Source organism: Modicisalibacter muralis (genome assembly GCF_900102945.1).
Classification (GTDB): domain Bacteria; phylum Pseudomonadota; class Gammaproteobacteria; order Pseudomonadales; family Halomonadaceae; genus Modicisalibacter; species Modicisalibacter muralis.
In genome coordinates this window covers 656,448-677,170 of the sequence record NZ_FNGI01000001.1, presented here as the reverse complement: position 1 = coordinate 677,170, position 20,723 = coordinate 656,448, and the positions used below count along the sequence as shown (strand labels likewise).

Genomic DNA, 20,723 nt, shown 5'->3' with positions numbered 1-20,723 from the left:
CAAGAGGATGTTATGCAAACCACCCCACAACGACTGCTGATCGTCGACGACGACGAGATGTTCTGCCATGTCATGCAGCGCGCGCTGACGCGGCGCGGCTTCGAGGTCACGGTAGCGCACGATGCCGATGAAGCGCTGGCCCAGGTACGCCGCTCGCCGCCGCAGTTGGCGACGCTGGATCTCAAGCTCGAGCATACCTCGGGGCTCAAGCTGCTGCCCGAGCTACTGGCCATTGTTCCCAACTGCCGGGTGGTGGTGCTGACCGGCTATTCGAGCATCGCAACGGCCGTCGAGGCGATCAAACTGGGCGCGGCGAACTATCTGTGCAAACCCGTCGACGCCGACGAGATACTCACCGCCTTCGGGCGCGAAGGCGGCGATCCGGATATCGACATAGCCGACAACCCACCGTCGATCAATCGCGTGACCTGGGAGCATATCCAGAAGGTACTTCAGGAAAACGATGGCAACATTTCCGCGACCGCCCGCGCGCTGGGGATGCACCGCCGCACGCTGCAACGCAAACTACAGAAGCGGCCGGTCAGAAGGTAAGTACGGCGCTTCGCGCCTCGATCTCGTGGCCTATTACCTACAACCATAAAGATAAAGTCAGGGCCCGACGGGTACATGGCTATTTCTAAAAAGGATTATAATTCTGATTATTTTACGAAACAGGAAGAATTATGCCTTCCAAATTGGATGGTTTCGATCGTCATATTCTCTTTTTCTTGCAGCGCGATGCGGCGCTCTCCATCAAAGAACTCGCCGAGGCGGTAAATCTTTCGACCACCCCATGTTGGAAGCGGGTGAAGCGCCTGACAGAGAATGGCTATATCCGCGGTCGGGTGGCTCTGTTGGATCCCGAGAAGCTGGGGCTTGGCCTCTCGGTGTTCGTGCAAATCAAGACGCAACGCCATGACAGAGGCTGGCTGGAGACGTTTGCCGAGACGGTGATGCGGTTCGAGGAGGTGGTGGAGTTCTATCGCATGTCAGGCGAATGGGACTACATGCTAAGGGTCGTGGTCAGCGACATCACGGCCTATGACGCTTTCTACAAGAAGCTGATCGACAGCACGGAGGGGCTGAGCGACATCAGTTCCAATTTCGCCATGGAACAGATCAAGTACACCACGGCCCTCCCCATTTCCTGACTCCCCATGGCCCCTAGCGGGCCATGGGGGTCCGCTCAAGCATAATTAGCAGGACGCTACCACAAGAGCCCGATCACCATGAAAATAGCCAGAGTGACCAGCCCCGCCGCAAAACAATAAGGCAGTTGGGTGCGGATATGATCCATGAGATCGTTGCGGGTGGCCATGGAAGTCACGATGCCGGTATCGCTGATCGGTGAGACGGCATCGCCGAAGATCGAGCCGGAAATCGCAGCGCCGATCACCAGATATGGGTCGGCGCCCAAGGACACGGCAACCTGGATGCCGATCGGAATCATGATCGAGAAGGTGCCCCAGGAAGTCCCCGTCGACAGCGAGATGGCACAGGCAATAGCGAAGATCAGAGCAGCGGCGAAACTCGGCGATATGAAGGCGTCGACCTGCCCGGCGATATAGCCTCCCACGTTGAGCGCACCGGCGATAGTGCCGATCATGAAGGCCAGTGTCATGATCACGGCCAGCGGAATCATGCTCTTGTAGCCTTCCAGAAGCTCGTTGAAGAACTCATTGATCGTTAATAACCGCTTGATGAAGATATAGTGCACCGCTCCGGCCAACTGACCGACCAATACTCCCCAGAGCACCGAGGTTGCCCCGGAGCCGGCGTTGAACGCTCCGTCTCCTGTGATGTAGAGCCCTACCGGCACTGTGGCGATCATCGCCAGCAAGGGAACAAGGAGGTTTGAGGCGCTGGGTAGGCATTCCTTGTGCCTAGGCTCCTCATCATCGATCAGTGGAGTGGCCCCTTCGCGCAATTCCACGCCAGCGGCGGCGCGCGAATTGGCCCTGCGCATCCCTGGGAAAGCGAACCGAGTAAAGATACTGACCAATATGAATGCCAGCGAAACCCAGGCGAAGACATTGTAGACAATTGAGTGGGCCAATATGGCGACAGGGCTGCCAGAGATAAAGCCCTGTTGGATCTGCGCGGCGATGATCGCCATCATCGCGGCTCCCCAGCCGTTGAAGATCACAGACGACCAGACGCTCAGCCCAGTATTGCGGATGACGTAGGCCAGTTGCTCACGCGAGACCCGGTAGCGACTGCCTAGGCTTTGGGTGACTGTCCCTGCGGTAAGCAGGGACGTATTGCTCTCGATAAAGATCAGGCCGGCAAGACACATACCCAGCACTTGAGAGGTGACTGGCCCTCGTACCAGCCGAGTGCGCTCGGTGAGCAACAGTATTAGGCCCTGCATGCCCCTGGTGACCTTTGCCAAATGAATGACGGCACCGACCATTAAGCCGAATAACAGGACCTTGGCAGAGCTGTCGGACTTGAAGACATCGACCAGTCCCTGGGAGGCGGCCGCCAGCGCCGCGCCAAGCTGGAAATCGGCCAGCACCAAAAACCCCAACAGGATGCCCATCAACAGGGACAGGATGACCTGCCGTGTGGTGATCGCCAGAATGATCGTCAGCACCGGAGGTATAACGGACCATATACCATATTCATGCATTGTTGTTGTCCTTGCAGTACGTTTTATGTGGGAATATCGGCGCTCTCAGAGGGCTCGCAGTGCGCGATCGAGCTCTGCGATGAGATCCTCGATATCCTCGATACCCACGGACAGTCGGAACAGGTTTTCGCTGATGCCCTGGGCCGCTTTCTGCTCATGATTCAAAGAGCCGTGGGACATGCTGTAGGAATGGTTGATCATGCTCTCCACACCGCCCAGGGAGTCGGCCAGCACGAACAACTTCAGCTTGCCGAGGAAGGTGTCGAACGCCTCGCGCGGCGCCTTGAGCTTCATCGAGACCACCGCCCCGCCACTCCGCATCTGGCGCCTGCACAGCTCATGCTGGGGGTGGCTTTCCAGGCCGGGGTAGAACACCGCCTCGACTCGAGGATGCTCGGCAAGGAAGCGCGCCAGGGTCTCGGCGTTTGCAGCCTGGCGCTCCATGCGCAGCGAGAGTGTCTTCAGGCCGCGCAGCGCCAGATAGCAATCGAAGGGCCCTTGGATAGAGCCGGTCGCCATGGCGACGGATCTGAGCTCTCCCAGGCGCTCGGTATCGGCGGCCACCACGATGCCGCCGATCAGGTCCGAGTGACCGCCGATGTACTTGCTGGCGGAGTGCATGACCAGGTCGATACCGAACTCGATGGGACGCTGGTTCCAGGGCGAGCAGAATGTGTTGTCGATACAGGTGAGAAGGCCATGGTCCCTGGCGAACCGCGCGACGCGCTCCAGATCGACTAACTCCAGCAAGGGGTTGGTGGGGCTCTCGATCCAGATCAAACGAGTATTGTCGCGCAGTTGCTCCCGCAACGCGGCAATATCGTTGAGATCGACATAGCTGGCCTCGAGTCCCGCAGTGCGTCCGCGATAATCCTCGATCAGCCGGAAGGTACCGCCGTAGACGCCGGCCATGACCAGGATATGGGAGTCCTTGGGCAACAGCTCCAGCACGGCATTGGTGGCCGCCATGCCGGAGGCGCAGGCGATGGCCCCGCTGCCGCCTTCCAGCTCGGCGAGACAACTCTCGTAGGCGTGTCGCGTCGGGTTGCCGACCCGGCCATAGGCATAGTCGGGAACATCGTCCAGGCCCCGCTTGGCGAAAGAGCTCGAGGTCACGATGGCCGGAAAGATGGCGTTATCAGCGACGCTTCGCTGGTCGCCGCCGTGCACGGTACGCGTCGTGAAACTACTCACCTCGTTGTCTTGCATGATCCATCTCCTATGAGTGAGGCTTGAGAAAGCCGTTCAGCCATTCGGTCGGCTGAACCAAGGAACCGAACTGGCTCTGGATCCAGTCCGCATCGTAATAGGTATCCAGGTAGCGCTCGCCGCCGTCGCACATCATCGTGACGATGGAGCCCTGGCGGCCCTCGTTGCGCATGCGCTCGGCGATCGTCAGGGCCCCCCACAGGTTCGTGCCGGTGGAGCCACCGGCCTTGCGCCCCATGCGCTGCTCCAGCCAATGAATGGCGGCGATGGATGCGGCGTCCGGTACCTGCAGCATCTCGTCGATGACATCGGGTAGGAAGGAAGGCTCCACCTGGGGACGGCCGATGCCTTCGATCCGACTGCTGGCTCCGCTCGTCAGGGACGGGTCGCGGCGCTGGTAGCTGTCGTGGAACACGGAGTTTTCCGGGTCGACAACCACCAGTTGCGTGGCATGGCCGCAATAGCGGATATAACGACCGATGGTCGCCGAGGTTCCTCCCGTACCGGCACTCATGACGACGGCATAGGGCGTGGCGTGACGCTCCATCGCCATCTGGCTGAAGATGCTTTCGGCGATATTGTTGTTGCCTCGCCAGTCGGTCGCACTCTCGGCGTGGGTGAACTGGTCCATGTAATGGCCGCCCAACTCACGAGCCAGCCGCCGAGCCGTTGCATAGACCTCAGCGGAATGCTCGACGAAGTGGCAGGATCCGCCGAGCTGCTCGATCTGCTCAATCTTGCGACATGCGGTACTGGCCGGCATGACCGCCGTGAACGGTAGTCCCAGAAGCTTGGCGAAATATGCCTCGGAAACCGCGGTACTGCCCGAAGACGCCTCGACGATCGGCGTCCCTTCCTTGACCTTGCCGCTGCAGATGGCATGCAGGAATAGCGACCTGGCAAGACGATGCTTGAGACTGCCGGTGGGATGAGTGCTCTCGTCCTTCAGATAGAGATCGATTCCGGCGCTCTCGAGGCCCGGAATGTCCAGGAGATAAAGGTGCGTGTCGGCGGATCGACGCTGATCGCTGTCAAGCAACCGCATGGCGTTGCGAACCCAATCACACATGACTGATCTCCACTGCTACTGCCTCGATTTCGATCATCGCCGACTTGGGCAGTCGGCTGACCTCTATCGCAGCCCGTGCGGGATAGGGCGCCACGAAGTGGCGTTCCATGATCGCGTTCAGCTCCGCGAAGTTATCGAGATCCGCCAGGTAGATCGTCAGCTTGGCTACGTTACGACCGTCCATACCGGCCTCGGCCAGTACGGCGGACAGGTTGCGAAAGACCTGCTCGGCTTGTGCCTCGAAGCCCTCGACGAGGGTCATCGACTCAGGGGCCAGCGGCAGCTGTCCGGAAACGTAAAGGGTCGTTCCACAGCGGATGGCCTGGGAATAAGGACCGATGGCACGGGGTGCATTAGGAGATGAGATGACACTTCTTTGCATGGACGGGATCCGTTTGCTGGCGAATACAGCGAACACATTAACCGGGAGCAAAGAGAATGGGGTTTCAAAGTTGAAGGCTTCTTGCACCGAGAATGGAATATAATTTTATATAAAGATTATTTCCTAGAATATTCTTTATACCCTCTCTCTTAATCACACCAATTCATTTTCTTTGGCGCATTTTCGACGCTCTGGACACCTTGCGAGTTTCGTTCTTGATCCCTAAAATATCCATAAATCGAATATCGTTATTCCTTACAGGAATATAATGCTCGATATTCCGCGGATCCCATCACGGCTTACACCCCGTTTGTCGCTATCGGAGGCAACCCATATGCCCATAAAGCCTATAGTCAAGGCCTTCTTCGACGAGCCTACCAATACCTTCAGCTATGTAGTTTGCGACCCAGCCTCTAGGGCCTGCGCCATCCTCGACTCGCTGATCGACTTCGATTACGCCGCCGGACGCACCGACGTGCACTCCGCCGACGAGATCGTTGACTTCGTCCAGAGCGAGGGCTTGAGCGTCGAGTGGATCCTCGAGACCCATGTGCACGCCGATCATCTCTCGGCGGCGCCCTATCTCCACGACAAGCTCGGCGGCCGAACTGGCATCGGAGCCCACATCTCCGAGGTGCAAGAGGTCTTCGGCAAGGCCTTCAACGCCGGCACCGAGTTTGCCCGGGACGGTAGCCAGTTCGATCGCCTCTTCGAGGAAGGCGATACCCTTCGCATCGGCCAACTCGAGGGCCGGGTGATCCATACCCCCGGCCATACGCCGGCCTGTCTGACCTACGTGATCGGTGATGCCGCCTTCGTAGGCGACACCCTGTTCATGCCCGACTACGGCACGGCGCGCTGCGACTTTCCCGGCGGCGACGCCCGCACTCTCTACCATTCCATCCAGAAAGTGCTGGCGCTGCCCGGCGAGACGCGTCTTTTCCTATGTCACGACTACAAGGCGCCGGGCCGCGACACCTATCAATACCAAACTAGCGTGGCCGAACAGCGCGCCCATAACGTTCATGTTCATGAGGGTACCAGCGAAGAGGCATTCGTCAGGATGCGCACCGAGCGCGACGCCACTCTGAGCATGCCGCGCCTGATCCTGCCTGCGGTGCAGGTCAATATGCGCGCCGGACATATGCCGCCCGCCGAGGACAATGGCCAAGTGTATCTCAAGGTGCCACTCAATTACTTCTGACGCCGTGTCCGACCAATGCCTCTCGACGGGCACAAGCGTGTGTCAAACCGGGCGGCACGCTGCGCCTCTATCCTCTCAGACATGGAGCCCAGACATGACTCACACCCCTCACGCCTCCTCTCCGTCACACCATGATGTGGTCATCATCGGTGGTGGCGCCGCAGGCATCGCCGTCGCCGCAAGCCTGCTCAAGCGGCGCGGCGACCTGGATATCGCCATTATCGAACCCGCCGAGTCACACTATTATCAGCCTGGCTGGACGCTGGTCGGCGGTGGTGTCTTCTCTGACATCGATACCCGCCGCTCCATGCAAAACGTGATGCCTCGCCAGGCGAGCCATTATCCGACCCATGCCGAGCGAGTCGATCCGCAGGCCAGCGAGGTGACACTGGCAGACGGTCGCCGCCTCGGATACACCCGTCTGGTGGTGGCGCCTGGGTTGGTCCTCGACTGGGGGCCATCGAGGGGCTCGAAGCGACCCTCGGCCAGCACGGCGTGACCTCCAATTACCGCTACGACCTGGCCCCTTATACCTGGTCGCAAACGAAATCACTGAAAAAAGGGCGCGCCCTGTTCACTCAACCGCCCATGCCCATCAAGTGCGCGGGCGCCCCCCAGAAGGCCATGTACCTGTCCTGCGACCACTGGCGCCGCCAGGGCCGCCTAGCCGACATCGAAGTGAGTTTCTGCAACGCTGGCCAAGTGTTGTTCGGGGTTTCCGCCTATGTGCCGGCCCTCCAAGACTATATCGAGCGCTACGGCATCAACGTGGACTACCAGCATCGCCTGGTGGCCGTCGATGGCCCCTCGAAAATAGCGCATTTCATGGTGGCTGGTGAGGACGGCGAACATCAGCTGGAACACCCCTTCGACCTGCTACACGTGGTGCCGCCGCAGAAGGCCCCGACGTTTATTGCCGACTCGGGTCTCGCCAACGAGGCCGGTTGGCTCGAGCTTGATCCCGAGACGCTACAACACGTCCATCATCCAGCGGTGTTCGGTCTTGGCGATGCCAGTGGTACGAGCAACGCCAAGACCGCCGCGGCAGTGCGCCAACAGGCACCGGTGGTTGCCGAGAACCTACTGGCGTCCCTGGACGACAGGCCCCTTTCGGCAGCCTACTTCGGCTACGGTGCCTGCCCGCTGACCGTGGAGCGCGGCCGCGTAGTGCTGGCCGAATTCGGCTATGGCGGCCAGCTTCAGCCGACCTTCCCCCGCTGGCTGAACGACGGCACGCAAGCGACTCGACTCGCCTGGTGACTCAAGGCCCAACAACTGCCCTGGCTGTATTGGAACGGCATGCTCAAGGGGCACGAATGGCTGGCCCGGCCAGCTCGTCGTACCACCGAGCGCTGAGTTCCCATCGCGATACGAGAAGAGGCCCATGACCCCAGCGCGCTGGATTCCCCTTGCTGGCTGGTTGCGTGACTATCGACGCGACCTCCTGGCCCGCGACCTAATAGCGGCGGTGATCGTTACCCTGATGCTGGTACCCCAGGCACTGGCTTATGCCCTGCTGGCAGGCTTGCCTCCAGAGGTGGGGCTCTATGCCAGCATGTTGCCGCTCGTGCTGTATGCCCTCTTCAGCACCAGCGCCACCCTGGCGGTAGGGCCAGTGGCGATCACCTCGCTAATGACAGCCTCGGCGCTCTCCGGCATCGCCGCGCCCTGGAGTGCCGCCTACGTCGGTGCTGCCTTGGTGCTCGCTGCCCTATCCGGCCTGCTGCTGGTGGCCATGGGTATGCTGCGCCTGGGGTTCCTGGCCAACTTCCTCAGTCACCCGGTGATCTCGGGCTTCGTCACCGCATCGGGTATCCTGATCGCCACCAGCCAGCTACGTCATGTGCTGGGGGTAGAGGCATCCGGCGATAACTTGGTGGAAATGGCCACGGCGCTGGTTTCGCAGTGGAAACAAATCGACCCGCTCACGCTGGCCATCGGCGGCGGCGTCTGGGGCTACCTGCTGCTGTGTCGGCGCCACCTCAAGGGCGGCCTTAAGCGCCTGGGGCTTGCTGCCCAAAGCGCGGACCTCGTGGCCAAAGCCGCACCCGTCACGGCGGTGATCGTCTCCATTCTACTGGCCTGGTCACTGGGACTCGGCGAGCGTGGTGTGGCGCTGGTGGGAGAAGTCCCAAGCGGCCTGCCACTTCTGGCCCTGCCGAGCCTCGACCCCACCCTGTGGTCGAGCCTGCTGCCGGCAGCAGTGCTGATTAGTCTGGTGGGTTTCGTGGAATCGGTCTCGGTGGCCCAAACCCTGGCCGCCAAACATCGTCAGCGCATCGACCCCAACCAGGAGTTGATCGCCCTGGGCCTGGCCAATCTCGGCGCCGGAACCAGCGGCGGCTTACCGGTCGCCGGCGGCTTCTCCCGTTCAGTGGTCAACTTCGAGGCCGGTGCCGCCACGCCCTTGGCGGGTGCCTTCACCGCGCTGGGCATCGCCGTGGCGACTCTCTCGCTGACCACGCCGCTGGCCTTTCTGCCCAAGGCCACCCTGGCCGCCACCATCATCGTTGCAGTGGGGACTCTGATCGACCTATCTGCCATCAAGCGTACCTGGATCTATTCCCGGACCGATGGCGCGGCCATGCTGGCCACCTTGGTGCTGACTCTGGTGCACGGGGTGGAGAGCGGCATCATGGCCGGTGTGGCGCTGTCTATAGGCCTGCACCTGTATCGCACCAGCCGGCCCCATAGCGCCGTGGTAGGTCGGGTGCCCGGTAGTGAGCATTTTCGCAACGTGCGCCGCCATGCGGTGGAAACCGACGAGCGCCTGGCCATCCTGCGCATCGATGAGAGTCTCTACTTCGCCAATGCCCGCTACCTAGAGGACACCATCATGGCCCTGGCTGCCAGCCAGACCGGTCTGGTTCATATCGTGCTAGCCTGCCAGGCGGTCAACGTCATTGACGCCTCGGCACTCGAGAGCCTGGAGGCCATCAAGGACCGCCTGCGAGATGCCGGAGTCTCGCTGCACTTGGCCGAGGTCAAGGGGCCAGTGATGGATCGCCTCAAGCGCACCAAGTTCTTTCATACTCTGACCGGCCAAGTATTTCTCAGCACCTATGATGCCTGGCGCGTTCTGCACAAGGGCAATGCCAGCTCGTCTTCACCAGCCACCCTCAAACAGCCAGTCTCGCCATGAAGAAGCGCTGAATCGCCCACCCAACCCTCGCACCAACGAAGTTGGCCGTGCTTATCGGGCATGAACGATGGACGCTTCGCGCCTATTTACTCCTACTGCGCCGTCCAGCCGAGATCGATATTCCAGCTCGATCCGGTCACCGCGCCGGCCTGATCGGAGGCCAGGTAGGCGACCAGCGCGGCGACTTCCGACGGGTCGATCAGTCGCTTGATGGCGGCGTTCTTGAGCATGATCTTTTCGATCACTTCCTGCTCTTCCATGCCGTGCATACGCGCCTGGTCGGCGATCTGACTGTCGACCAACGGTGTACGCACGTAGGCCGGGCACAGCGCGTTGGCGGTAATCCCCGATTCGCCGCCTTCCAGGGCAGCGGTCTTGGTCAGGCCGATCAGACCATGCTTGGCGCTGATATAGGCTGCCTTACCCGGCGATGCCACCTGGGCATGCACCGAAGCGATATTGACGATGCGCCCCCACTGGCCCTCGCGCATGTAAGGCCAGGCCGCCTGCATCAGCAGAAACGGCGCGGTCAGCATCAGATCGAGGATTCGACGCCATTTATCCTCGGCAAACGCCTCGATGCTCTCGACATGCTGAATACCCGCGTTGTTGACCAGAATATCCACGTGGCCGAAACGCTTGACGGCATCGGCCACCGCCGCGCGACAAGCGTCGCCACCGGTTAGGTCGGCCTGGAAGAAAGCCGCGCCGGCGGCCTCGGCAACGGTTTTTCCGGCTTCGTTGAAATCCACCGCCAGCACTTGGTGACCCTGCTGGCATAGCATGTTGACCACGGCCTCGCCGATGCCACTGGAAGTTCCGGTAACCAGGGCGACACGCGGCGTTCCCGGGCTGAGATGGGCACTCATCATTCACTCCTTTGACGGCGCGAAAAGGTTTTTCAGCATACGTCGTGGCTTGCGTCGAACGCTACTGGCCATTGTCAGTGGTGGACGCCATGACACGCTCCATCACCTGCTGGGCCAGCCGGCTAGCTTCCATGGGGCCGCTAAGAGCGGAGAGATCGTCAAGCAGCTCGCTGTACCACAGCACCTCGCCGCCAAGACGCTCGGCGGTCATCAGATAACGGCCACTGGGCAATTCGACGACACGCCGGTCGCCACTCACCGTTTCGTCATCTTCCAGCGGCAACACGATACGTGCCAGCAATAACGCCAGCGGCGTAATCAACACGCCAACCAGCGCACCGTCATGCTGTTGGAAGCACAACGCATCCACCCACAAATGCGGATTGCGCCGGGGAGCCGCTTCGAAGTCATCGGCATGGCGCTGCCGGTAGGCGGCGGCCAAGCGCGAGAGACGCTCGTACTGATCCCCGGAAAGTGCCTGCATCCACGGCCTCCTGACTTATCAACGGTAACGATTGGGAAGTGCCGGCGTGAGTATAGCGAACCGCTCGCCGACTGCTAGACTGGCAGCTCATCCTCGTTGTGCCAGGAGGCACCATGCAGCTCCGTGAGCGTCTCGCCATTGCCGTCGAGATCGCCGAACTGGCCGGTCGGCATATCCAGGAAGCGCGCCAGCAACAGAATTTCAAGCAGCATTACAAGCAAGGCAGCGAGCTTGTGACCGAGGTCGATGTCGCAGTGGACCGGCTAATCGCCGAGCGCCTGGAAAGCCACTTCCCCGGTGAGGCCCGGCTCACCGAGGAGTTGTCTCCCGAGCGCGATGCCGTGAGTCAAGGCGGCGTGTTGTGGGTGGTCGACCCTATCGATGGCACGGTCAATTTCGCTCACGGCCTGCCCCATGTGGCGGTATCGATCGCTTGGGCGCAAGATGGCGAAGTACGCTTGGGCGTGGTTCACGCGCCCTTTCTCGGCGAGACGTTCACCGCCATTCGTGGCGATGGCGCCTTCCTGAACGGCGAGCGAATTCGCGCCAGCCTGGCCACGCGACTCGAACACAGCCTGATCGCAACCGGCTTTCCTTACCTGCGCGATGGCCGGGCACCGCTGATGCGGCGTCTCGCGGCGGTGATGAAGCACTGCCAGGATATGCGCCGTTGTGGCTCGGCGGCGCTCGATCTGTGCAACGTCGCCTGCGCGCGCCTCGACGCCTACTACGAAAGCGTATCGCCCTGGGACTTCGCCGCCGGGTTGCTGATCGCCCGCGAGGCCGGCGCACGCACCGGTCATCTGTATCCCTGTCCCAAGGGTATCCCCGAGGAGCTTTACGGCGAGCATATCGTCGCCGCGGCGCCGGACATCTACAAAGCTCTCGAAACGCTGTTGATTCGGGCCGACGAGAACCCCAATTCGCAGTAAGCACCGGTACAATGGACAAGCGGGAAACGCTGCCAGCGCGATAACCTTTATGATAGCCCCATGCAATAATGGATGTAGCAAGACTCTATTGGCGCCAAGGCGCGCAATACGAAACAATAGCCATCAAAATTTCGATCATTCTTCATCGACAGGAGGCACATTGATGCTTACCGTAATTTTCGGACGTTCCGCTTGCCCCTTCTGCGTTCGCGCCAAGGAACTCGCCGAAAAGCTCAGTGCCACACGCTCCGATTTCAGCTACCGCTACATCGATATTCACGAGGAAGGCATTACCAAGGCGGACATGGAAAAGACCATCGGCAAGCCGGTGGAAACCGTGCCGCAGATTTTCGTCGACCAGACGCATATCGGTGGTTTCACCGAGTTCGACCAGTACGTTAGCGATAACGCGCTGCTGCCGGAATCGACCGTTAGCCAATAAGCTCGACGCATACACTGGGCAGCCTCGACGCCGACTCACTGGGTCGGCGTCGTCGTTTGCGTCTGTCTGGCGTTGAATTGTCGTCCTCCACGAATGCCTATACTGCCGATAAAGGAGCAGTAGCGTATTAGGGAGGTTGGCGGACATGCAACGTGAAGAGTTTGTGCAGCAGTTATGGCTGGACTATATCCATCGTCACCCCGAACTCGGGGCCATGAACCTGTGGCCGATGGATGCCCCAGCGGAATACCTGGCACTGCTGACCCTCAATCACGGTCCCTTCAGTGCCAATGCCTTGCTATCCTCGCTGAACCATTTCGGCTATCGCCATGTCGAGCGCTACGCCATGGCGGACCGTGGATTATTGGTCACCCTGTTGGCGCCGCCCGATGACGGCCCCTGGCTGATATTGGGAGAATTGCAGACCGGCGCCTTGACCCGTGAACCGCGCCAGCGGCTCGAAGCCCTGGTCGAACAGGTGCATCCGCACGACAGCCGTGGCCAGAACCTGCTATGTCGCGGCCGCCCCTGGCCGATGCCCGATTGGGCCTGTTACGAGCGCCTGCAGCAAGCGCACCCGTTGGCCGCCTGGCTGGCGGTGATGGGCCCTCGCATGCATCACGCCGGTTTCGATTGCCAGCGGCTCGGCATCGATCTCAATACGCTCGACCGGAGCATGCATCACGCCGGACTGGCGGGTAGCGCCGATCGCCATCACGGCGTCTTCCCCATCTCCGCGCTACTCAGTTACCGCTTTTACCCGACCTGCTCGCGGCGCCTGGCGTTCGCCGATGGCGACGAACACCGCATCGCCATGGGCGGTATTGCCCTGGTCGACAAATGCCTGCCCGGCAATCGCGAACGGGCCGCCGAGCTGCTCTTGCCCCAGCATACTCGCTGCGAGGTTGCCTGAATGGCTCAGGCAGCCTCGCGATGACCTCAGGGCACGGAAGCCTGTGCGCTGACCTCCTCGGACTCAGCTTGGTCGCTGTCATCGACGCCGATGTCGAGGTGCGCAAAATCGAATTCGAGCTGGTGCGGCTCGAAACGCGGGTCCAGTTCATTGATGTAGTGTGAGGTTTCAATGATCGGCAGCGGCGCATAGGGCTCCTGCTCCACCTCGACCTCCCTATCGACTCTCCGCCTGCGGCGTGCCAGTAGATACACTGACACGTAGACAGCCAACGACAAGGCCGCCCCGCCCAGAAACAGCCACAGCCCCTCGGGGCCGACGACCTGCATGACCAACGAGGCACTAAAAGGCCCGATTACCGAGCCGATGCCATACCAGATCATCAGCTTGGAGTTGGCGGCGATGACCTCTTCCGGCTCCAGCCAGTCGTTGGTATGCGCCAGGCTCAGCGAATACAGGGTATGCAGCATGGCAGTATGCAGACAGGCCACCACCAGTAGCGCCAGATAACTGTAACCGGCCGCCACCGAAATGAACGCGCCGGTGGCCGCCATTACCGCCGCCATGCATAAAATGACCTTGCGCCGGTCGATTCGGTCCGAGACGCGCCCCAGCGTCCATTGCGCCACCAACGCCACCATCGTGGTAATCGCCATGAATTGCGCGGTCTGCTGGGTGGAGAGCCCGATTTCCTGGCCATAGAACGGCGTCATGGCGAAGAAAGCCTGCGCCATCAGTCCACCGGTAAAGGCGCCGACCAGACCAACTGGCGCTCGCTTGTACAATTCCCGCAACTTGATCTTGTGCGCGACATCATGGTTCGAGCTCGATGGGCCGTGAATCCGGTGGATCGACAGCGGCACCAACGACAGCGCGAACAGCATGCCGGCCACCGAGAACAGCACCGAGGTAGCCGGGTCGGCCAAGTTGAGCATCCACTGCCCACCCGCCAAGGACATCGTGGAAATCACCAGATACCAGCCCAGCACCTTGCCGCGATTGTCGTTAGTCGACTCACCCGAGACCCAGGATTCCATTACCATCAGTAGCCCCGCGGTGGCTGCGCCGCCCGCGACCCGCCAGACCAGCCAAGCCCAGGGATTGATCCAGATACCATGCAACATGGCGGTCACCGCCAGCATCGCGGCACAGGCCGCGAACACGCGAATATGCCCCACCGAGCGGATACGCTTCTCGATGAAATAGCTGCCCAGTACGAAGCCCAGCGAGAAGCTCGACATCAGCAGACCGGCCATCTGCGAGGGGAACCCTTCCAGCGACATGCGCACGCCGAGCAGGGTCATGATCAGGCCATGCCCCAGCAGGAAGCTGATTTCGCAAACGAACAGAATCGGCAGGGTCGCCGGCAAGCTGCGTAGCAGCACCATTTACCTCCCGGGAGCGATTTCCTATCGCACGATCATAGTGAACGCTAACGCGACGGGCATCGCGAGAACGGGAAAAGTGCGTGGATTCTACCGTCAGCGGCGCGCTGAACCAAACGTCGAAAACCCTGGCCGGCACGTCATGAGGTTTATACACAGAAACTGTGGATAAGGCTGTGCAAGGGCATTGCACACCCTGCCGTAACGGCGCTGACACATCACGCCTTCACGAAACGGTCAGTTTTTCATCATTGCCGAGGTCCGTGACAAGCGGGCGCAAGGTAGTTTTAAATGCAATTGTTGTGCAATGCACCAAGAGGGATCACGCACACTGAAGCCTATGCTATCGTGGCGTGATTGGGCCTTCGTCGGTAGCGCCGGAATAGCCACCGAAAAAAACGGAACCGGACCCATCGTAACGCCAGCAATCGCCATTCAGACAACAACAAGGAGGGAATGCATGTCCACACCACTCTGGCAGCCGTCGCGGGCTGCGATCGAAGCCACCCAGACCCATGCTCTGATGCAGCGCATCAACCGCGAGTACGGTACCGCACTCGCCGATTATGCCGACCTGCATGCCTGGAGCATCGATAACCTGGAAGACTTCTGGTCACTGGTGTGGGAAGAAGGCGATGTGATCGCCGAGCGGCGTGGCGACAGCGTGCTCGAGCGCCCCGATGCCATGCCCGGCGCGCGCTGGTTTCCCGGGGCACGCCTCAATTTCGCCGCCAACCTGCTGCGTCGCCGCGACACACATCCAGCGCTGGTCGTGTGCGACGAGCGCGGTCGACGCAAGGCCATCAGTTACTCCGAGCTTTATAGCCAGGTGGCCAGACTGGCACACGCCCTGCGCAGCAGCGGCGTTACCGCTGGCGATCGGGTCGCCGGCTTCGTACCCAACAGTGAACATGCGGTCATCGGCATGCTCGCCGCGGCCAGCATCGGCGCGGTATGGTCGTCCTGTTCGCCGGATTTCGGTTTCAACGGCGTGCTCGATCGCTTCGGACAAATCAAGCCCAAGGTGCTGATCGCCACCGACGGCTATACCTGGAACGGCAAGCCCATCGACACCCGCGAGCGCGTGGCCAGAATCAGCGAAGCCATCGATTCGCTCAATCAGGTAGTGGTATTCCCCTTCCTGCACGACCAGGCTGATACCGATGGCATCCTCAATGGCGTGACCTGGCAGGATTACCTCGACAATCCGGCCACCGAGATCGACTTCGAGGCCCAGCCGTTCGACCATCCGCTGTACATCCTCTATTCCTCGGGCACCACCGGAGCGCCCAAATGCATCGTCCATTCCGCCGGTGGCGCGCTGTTGCAGCACATCAAGGAACACCGTCTGCACACCGATCTCGACGATGAGGACGTGCTGTTCTACTACACCACCTGCGGCTGGATGATGTGGAACTGGCTGGTCTCGGGCCTGGCCTGCGGCGCTACGCTGGTGCTCTTCGATGGCTCGCCCTTCGCACCGACGCTCAGCGTGCTCTGGGAGGTGGCGGCGCGCGAGGGCATCACGGTATTCGGCACCAGTGCCAAGTACATCGCCGCTTGCGAAAAGGAAGAACTGACGCCCGGCGAGAGTCATGATCTTTCGCGCTTGCGCGCGGTGCTCTCCACCGGCTCGGCGCTATCGCACGAGTCGTTCGATTACGTGTATCGCGATATCAAGGCCGACCTGTTGCTGGCTTCGATTTCCGGTGGTACCGACATCGTTTCCTGCTTTGCGCTGGGCTGCCCCATTCGTCCGGTGTATCGCGGCCAATTGCAATGCCGTGGCCTGGGCATGGCGGTCGATGTCTTCGACGACGACGGCAAACCGCTACGTAGCGAGAAAGGCGAACTGGTGTGTACCCGCCCGTTCCCCTCGATGCCCATCGGCTTCTGGAACGACCCCGATGGTGAGCGCTACCGCGACGCCTACTTCGCCACCTTCCCGGGCATCTGGGCACACGGCGATTACGCCGAAATCACCCCGCAAGACGGCCTGATCATCCACGGCCGCTCGGACGCCGTGCTCAACCCCGGCGGCGTGCGCATCGGCACCGCCGAGATCTATCGCCAGGTCGAGAAGGTCGAGGGCGTGCTGGAATCGCTGTGCATCGGTCAGGAATGGGGCGACGACATTCGCGTGGTGCTGTTCGTGCGATTGCAGGAGGGGCTGACACTCGACGACACCCTGCGCGACGCGATCAAGCGCACCATTCGCGCCAACACCACGCCACGCCATGTACCGGCGCGCATCCTTCAGGTCGACGACATTCCGCGTACGCTGTCGGGCAAGATCGTCGAGCTGGCGGTGCGCAACGTGGTGCATGGTCGCTCGGTCAAGAATCAGGATGCGCTGGCCAACCCCGAGGCGCTGGAACTCTACGCAAACCTCCCCGAACTGCAACGTTGAATCGTAGTGCGATCACGGTGACCCGCAGGGTCACCGTGAGGCTGGGCAGTTTCCCTTGCTTCCAGTAGCATGTTCTCCAAGTCATTGAAGGAGAATGGCATGTCGACCCTGAAAGGGCTCGTCAGCATGCTGCTGCTGGTATTAAGCACCCTATTCTGGGCGATTCCCCTCTACGCCCTGACGCTGCTCAAGCTGGTCACGCCGACCCGGCGCTTGCGCCTACGCCTGCTCGGCGGACTCAACGGCATCGCGCTGGCCTGGATCGGCACCAACCTGTGGTGGATGCGCCGCTGGCTCAAGCCCAGGCTCGATATCCACCTTCCCGATGGCTTGTCTCCGCAGCAGTGGTGGCTGGTGATCGTCAATCACCGCAGTTGGACCGACATCTTCATGCTGCAATTGGCGCTGCATCGCAAAATTCCCATGCCACGCTTCTTTCTCAAACGAGAGCTGATCTGGGTGCCGGTCATCGGCCTGGCCTGGTGGGCTCTGGAATTCCCGTTCATGCGCCGTTACAAGCGCGAGCAGTTGGCGCGCGATCCGCAACTGGCGCGTCGCGATCGAGAGGCCACCCAGCGCCTGTGTCAACGCGCCCAACAAATGCCCATGGCGATCTATAACTTCGTCGAGGGAACCCGCTTCACCCCAACCAAACAAACCGCTCAGAACAGCCCGTATCGGCATCTGCTGCGGCCCAAGGCCGGGGGCACCGCTCAAGTCGTCAGCCTGCTGGGGCGACGCCTCAATGGCATCCTGGATGTCACCCTCGCCTATGCCCGCGACTGCCCCAATTTCTGGGATTTCCTATGCGGCCGCGAAGGCCCGGTCAGCCTGCATGCCAGTTGCCTCGAATTGCCGGACTGGATGCACGACGGCAATTATCACCAAGACCCGCAGTACAAGGAACGCTTCCAGACATGGCTCAACGCGCTGTGGCAAGACAAGGATCAACGGCTCGAATCGTTGCGCTGATACTGCTACTGGCCTTGCTTGGCGGTTGTGCCGGGGGACCCGGTGGCTCGGCGTGGCGCAGTGGCGTGGTAGCGGGAAACTGGTTGACCATTCAACGCGGCGACACGCTGGGTGAAATCGCCCGTCGCGCCGGTATCCCCCTGCTTCGTCTGCAGCGCTTCAACCCCGGTGTCGAGGCGCGCCACCTGGCGATCGGGCAGCGCGTCCTGGTGCCCAGCCAACGCGAACGCGCACCTTCCGGCGGGCCCTATCGCTATCAGATACGCCCCGGCGATACTTACTACAGTATCGCGCAATACTTCGGCACCACCGCCGGGCGCATTCAGGCCGCCAATCGCTCGCTCGCCCCCAGCGATCTCAGAATTGGCCAACTGATCCAGGTACCGCTGCACGGTGGCGGCGCGCCGGCGCGCAGCGCAACGGCGGCGAGACTTCCTGACCCCGGCCCGCTACCCGAGCGGATCGGCGATTGGGCATGGCCCTTGGGCGATTATCGGATCGTGCGTCATTTCGGCACCGACAGCCGCGGCTCCCTGCAACCGATGCTGCTCGCCACCCAGCAAGGCAACGTTGCCAAGGCCGTGGCGGATGGAAAGGTGCGTTTTGCCAACAGCATGCGCCAGTTGGGCAAGGTGGTTATCTTGCATCACCCCAACAACCTGCAAAGCGTTTACGCGCTATGCTCCGACCTGAAAGTCAGCGAGGGTCAGACGGTCGAGGCCGGCATGCCGATCTGCACGGTAGGCTATAGTGGCGACACCGAGCGCTACGACCTGCTATTCGACGTGCGTCACGGTGGCAAGCCCATCGATCCCCGCAAGGTGCTGCGTTAGGCAATCACTGCTTAAATAGCTATACGGGCATGAGCGCGACTCAGTCGATAACGTCAAACGTCACCGAGTCGTCATGCGATTGTCGCAGCCTTGTCATGCCCCCCACGGATGCTACCCCCAATGCCAATAGACAGCCACAAGGGGAAAGGCATGCGCATTGCCATGGTCAGCGAAACCTGGTCACCGGAGATCAACGGTGTTGCCCATACGTTGGGCCACCTCAGCCGTGAGCTGACCCAGCGCGGCATGACATTGCAATTGATTCGCCCCGCACCCATCAAACCCGCCCGCGCCGAGGCCATTGCACAAGAACTGCAAGTGCGCGGCTTTCACCTCCCCGGTTACCGCGACGTGCAGTTCGGCGTGCCATCGCGCCGTGCGATCGGCGATTTATGGCGCGATGCGCGTCCCGATGTCGTTTACATCGCCACCGAAGGCCCGCTGGGCTGGTCGGCGCTGAACGTCGCTCGCCGCCTGGGCGTTCCAACGGCCAGTGGCTTTCACACCAACTTCGATCACTATGCCGGCGATTATGGGCTCGGCTTGCTGAGAGTGCCGGTACGTCTGACTCTGCGTTATTTCCATAATCGAACCCAGGCGACGCTGGTGCCAACTCGCGCGCAGGCCATGAAACTGACGACGCAGGGATTCGATAACGTGCGGGTACTGGGGCGTGGCGTCGACATTGCGCATTTTGGCAGTCACCAGCGCGATGACGCCCTGCGTAAACGTTGGGGAGCGCATGAGCAGCAACCGGTCGCCTTGCATGTCGGCCGCATGGCGCATGAAAAGAACCTGGATCTGTTGGTCGAAACCTTCAATGCCATGCGCCGTGTCCAGCCCGACCTGATACAGGTACTGGTCGGCGACGGTCCGCAACGCGACGCGCTGGAAAAGCGCCTGCCCGATGCCATCTTCGCGGGCTTCGTCAACCGACAATCGCTGGCACGGCATTACGCCAGCGCCGACCTGTTCGTCTTCCCCTCGCGCTCGGAGACCTACGGCAATGTCATCACCGAGGCCATGGCCAGCGCGCTGGGCATCGTCGCCTTCGACTATGCCGCCGCGGGCGAGTTGATCGAGCATCGCCGCAATGGATTCAAGGTTGCCTTCGGCGACGATCGAGGCTTCATCGACGCCGCGCTCGAACTGTGCCAACAGCCGGCCCTCAGTGTCCGCATGGGCCGTGCCGCTCAGGATCGCGTACAGGGCCAGAGCTGGTCGCGTATCGCCGATGACTTTCTCGCCATCCTGCACCAGGTAGAGGAGATAGCGCATGGCAAACCGCACCCCACCCGTGTTTGAGCGTCTCGATCTGGTCGAATGGCAAGCCTGCCACCGGCTGACACAACTGAGCGGTTACCGACCGCTATTGGCGACACTACGCCTGGCCAGCCGCCTGGGCGATTGGCCGGCCTGGGCCATGCTGACACTCTGCCTGCCGTTTATCCATGGGCGACCAGGCTGGTGGCTGGCACTGCAATTCGCTATCACCGCCGGCTGCGGGGCGCTGCTCTATCGGCTACTCAAGACCCGCCTGTGCCGCGAGCGCCCCTTCATCACCTTTACGACGATTCCCTGCACCCTACCGCCACTCGACCGCTACAGCTTTCCCAGCGGTCATACCCTGCATGCCGTGTCGTTCTGCACACTGACGGCAACCGCCGCGCCGTGGTTGCTCGTCATCGTCGCCCCGCTAACGCTGCTGATCGCCGCCTCGCGGGTTGGCCTGGGACTGCATTATCTGAGCGACGTGGCCGCCGGGGCGCTACTCGGCCTGCTCATCGCCAAGGCCAGCCTATGGCTGTGGCCGCTGACCACGGTTAGCGCAGCGGCACCTTAAGT

At 61.3% G+C, this 20,723-nt stretch carries 21 protein-coding genes; 14 read left to right on the top strand and 7 right to left on the bottom strand.

Going from position 1 to position 20,723, the window contains the following annotated elements:
• Nucleotides 1-12: 12 nt before the first annotated feature.
• Complete coding sequence (locus tag BLR92_RS03195) at nucleotides 13-552, top strand: response regulator transcription factor (protein WP_089725399.1); 540 nt, start codon at nucleotides 13-15, stop codon at nucleotides 550-552.
• Nucleotides 553-683: 131 nt separating this feature from the next.
• Nucleotides 684-1,151 (top strand): Lrp/AsnC family transcriptional regulator, encoded by a 468-nt coding sequence (locus BLR92_RS03190; RefSeq protein ID WP_175488703.1) that lies wholly within the window; start codon nucleotides 684-686, stop codon nucleotides 1,149-1,151.
• Nucleotides 1,152-1,207: 56 nt separating this feature from the next.
• Here the strand turns inward: BLR92_RS03190 and BLR92_RS03185 are convergent, their stop codons facing one another.
• From BLR92_RS03185 to BLR92_RS03170, 4 genes are read right to left on the bottom strand one after another with little or no spacing between them, the layout of a single operon-like run.
• Nucleotides 1,208-2,632 carry a Na+/H+ antiporter NhaC family protein gene (locus BLR92_RS03185; RefSeq protein ID WP_089725397.1) on the bottom strand — a complete coding sequence of 475 codons (1,425 nt, stop codon included), beginning with the start codon at nucleotides 2,630-2,632 and terminating at the stop codon, nucleotides 1,208-1,210.
• A 45-nt stretch (nucleotides 2,633-2,677) separates the two neighbouring features.
• Entirely contained in the window at nucleotides 2,678-3,841 is a 1,164-nt protein-coding gene (locus tag BLR92_RS03180; protein ID WP_089725395.1) for a trans-sulfuration enzyme family protein, read from the bottom strand.
• A 10-nt stretch (nucleotides 3,842-3,851) separates the two neighbouring features.
• On the bottom strand, nucleotides 3,852-4,910 hold the full coding sequence (locus tag BLR92_RS03175; RefSeq protein ID WP_089725393.1) for a PLP-dependent cysteine synthase family protein: 1,059 nt from the start codon (nucleotides 4,908-4,910) through the stop codon (nucleotides 3,852-3,854).
• The gene (locus BLR92_RS03170) at nucleotides 4,903-5,292 is read right to left on the bottom strand and encodes a RidA family protein (protein ID WP_089725391.1); all 390 of its coding nucleotides are present in this window, start codon (nucleotides 5,290-5,292) and stop codon (nucleotides 4,903-4,905) included. Before BLR92_RS03170 ends, BLR92_RS03175 begins: the two co-directional genes overlap by 8 nt.
• Before the next feature lie 334 nt (nucleotides 5,293-5,626).
• On the opposite strand from BLR92_RS03170, the gene BLR92_RS03165 reads away from it, so the two are divergent.
• The 4 genes from BLR92_RS03165 (at nucleotide 5,627) to BLR92_RS03155 (ending at nucleotide 9,638) form a co-directional block, all read left to right on the top strand.
• Nucleotides 5,627-6,496 (top strand): MBL fold metallo-hydrolase, encoded by an 870-nt coding sequence (locus tag BLR92_RS03165; RefSeq protein ID WP_089725389.1) that lies wholly within the window; start codon nucleotides 5,627-5,629, stop codon nucleotides 6,494-6,496.
• Between the two features lie 94 nt (nucleotides 6,497-6,590).
• Nucleotides 6,591-6,995, top strand: a complete 405-nt coding sequence (locus BLR92_RS20115; RefSeq protein ID WP_245703945.1) for an NAD(P)/FAD-dependent oxidoreductase — start codon at nucleotides 6,591-6,593, stop codon at nucleotides 6,993-6,995.
• Entirely contained in the window at nucleotides 6,992-7,756 is a 765-nt protein-coding gene (locus tag BLR92_RS20110) for an NAD(P)/FAD-dependent oxidoreductase (RefSeq protein WP_245703944.1), read from the top strand. Before BLR92_RS20115 ends, BLR92_RS20110 begins: the two co-directional genes overlap by 4 nt.
• A 124-nt stretch (nucleotides 7,757-7,880) precedes the next feature.
• Nucleotides 7,881-9,638: a SulP family inorganic anion transporter gene (locus BLR92_RS03155; protein WP_089725387.1), complete on the top strand. Its 1,758-nt coding sequence runs from the start codon at nucleotides 7,881-7,883 to the stop codon at nucleotides 9,636-9,638.
• A gap of 92 nt (nucleotides 9,639-9,730) precedes the next feature.
• On the opposite strand, the gene BLR92_RS03150 is transcribed toward BLR92_RS03155, so the two are convergent.
• Both BLR92_RS03150 and hybE read right to left on the bottom strand, forming a co-directional pair.
• Nucleotides 9,731-10,507, bottom strand: coding sequence for a 3-hydroxybutyrate dehydrogenase (locus BLR92_RS03150; RefSeq protein ID WP_370659216.1), 777 nt, complete (start codon nucleotides 10,505-10,507; stop codon nucleotides 9,731-9,733).
• Nucleotides 10,508-10,568: 61 nt separating this feature from the next.
• Nucleotides 10,569-10,991 carry a [NiFe]-hydrogenase assembly chaperone HybE gene (hybE, locus tag BLR92_RS03145; protein WP_089725381.1) on the bottom strand — a complete coding sequence of 141 codons (423 nt, stop codon included), beginning with the start codon at nucleotides 10,989-10,991 and terminating at the stop codon, nucleotides 10,569-10,571.
• Nucleotides 10,992-11,104: 113 nt separating this feature from the next.
• Between hybE and BLR92_RS03140 the strand changes: the two genes are divergently transcribed.
• From BLR92_RS03140 to BLR92_RS03130, 3 genes are all read left to right on the top strand, one after another.
• The gene (locus BLR92_RS03140) at nucleotides 11,105-11,923 is read left to right on the top strand and encodes an inositol monophosphatase family protein (RefSeq protein WP_089725379.1); all 819 of its coding nucleotides are present in this window, start codon (nucleotides 11,105-11,107) and stop codon (nucleotides 11,921-11,923) included.
• A 163-nt stretch (nucleotides 11,924-12,086) separates the two neighbouring features.
• On the top strand, nucleotides 12,087-12,365 hold the full coding sequence (locus tag BLR92_RS03135; protein ID WP_089725377.1) for a GrxA family glutaredoxin: 279 nt from the start codon (nucleotides 12,087-12,089) through the stop codon (nucleotides 12,363-12,365).
• A 145-nt stretch (nucleotides 12,366-12,510) separates the two neighbouring features.
• Entirely contained in the window at nucleotides 12,511-13,278 is a 768-nt protein-coding gene (locus tag BLR92_RS03130) for a VOC family protein (RefSeq protein ID WP_089725375.1), read from the top strand.
• A gap of 26 nt (nucleotides 13,279-13,304) precedes the next feature.
• On the opposite strand, the gene BLR92_RS03125 is transcribed toward BLR92_RS03130, so the two are convergent.
• A complete protein-coding gene (locus tag BLR92_RS03125) occupies nucleotides 13,305-14,666 on the bottom strand; it encodes an MFS transporter (RefSeq protein WP_089725373.1) in 1,362 nt (453 codons plus the stop codon).
• A gap of 457 nt (nucleotides 14,667-15,123) precedes the next feature.
• On the opposite strand from BLR92_RS03125, the gene BLR92_RS03120 reads away from it, so the two are divergent.
• The 5 genes from BLR92_RS03120 to BLR92_RS03100 all read left to right on the top strand — a co-directional run bounded on the left by BLR92_RS03120 (nucleotide 15,124) and on the right by BLR92_RS03100 (nucleotide 20,721).
• Entirely contained in the window at nucleotides 15,124-17,073 is a 1,950-nt protein-coding gene (locus BLR92_RS03120; RefSeq protein WP_089725371.1) for an acetoacetate--CoA ligase, read from the top strand.
• A 99-nt stretch (nucleotides 17,074-17,172) separates the two neighbouring features.
• A complete protein-coding gene (locus BLR92_RS03115) occupies nucleotides 17,173-18,045 on the top strand; it encodes an acyltransferase (protein ID WP_089725369.1) in 873 nt (290 codons plus the stop codon).
• Complete coding sequence (locus BLR92_RS03110; RefSeq protein WP_089725367.1) at nucleotides 17,991-18,878, top strand: LysM peptidoglycan-binding domain-containing protein; 888 nt, start codon at nucleotides 17,991-17,993, stop codon at nucleotides 18,876-18,878. Before BLR92_RS03115 ends, BLR92_RS03110 begins: the two co-directional genes overlap by 55 nt.
• Before the next feature lie 150 nt (nucleotides 18,879-19,028).
• Entirely contained in the window at nucleotides 19,029-20,183 is a 1,155-nt protein-coding gene (locus tag BLR92_RS03105; protein ID WP_089725365.1) for a glycosyltransferase family 4 protein, read from the top strand.
• Nucleotides 20,155-20,721 carry a phosphatase PAP2 family protein gene (locus BLR92_RS03100; protein WP_089725363.1) on the top strand — a complete coding sequence of 189 codons (567 nt, stop codon included), beginning with the start codon at nucleotides 20,155-20,157 and terminating at the stop codon, nucleotides 20,719-20,721. Before BLR92_RS03105 ends, BLR92_RS03100 begins: the two co-directional genes overlap by 29 nt.
• The last annotated feature ends 2 nt before the right edge of the window (nucleotides 20,722-20,723 follow it).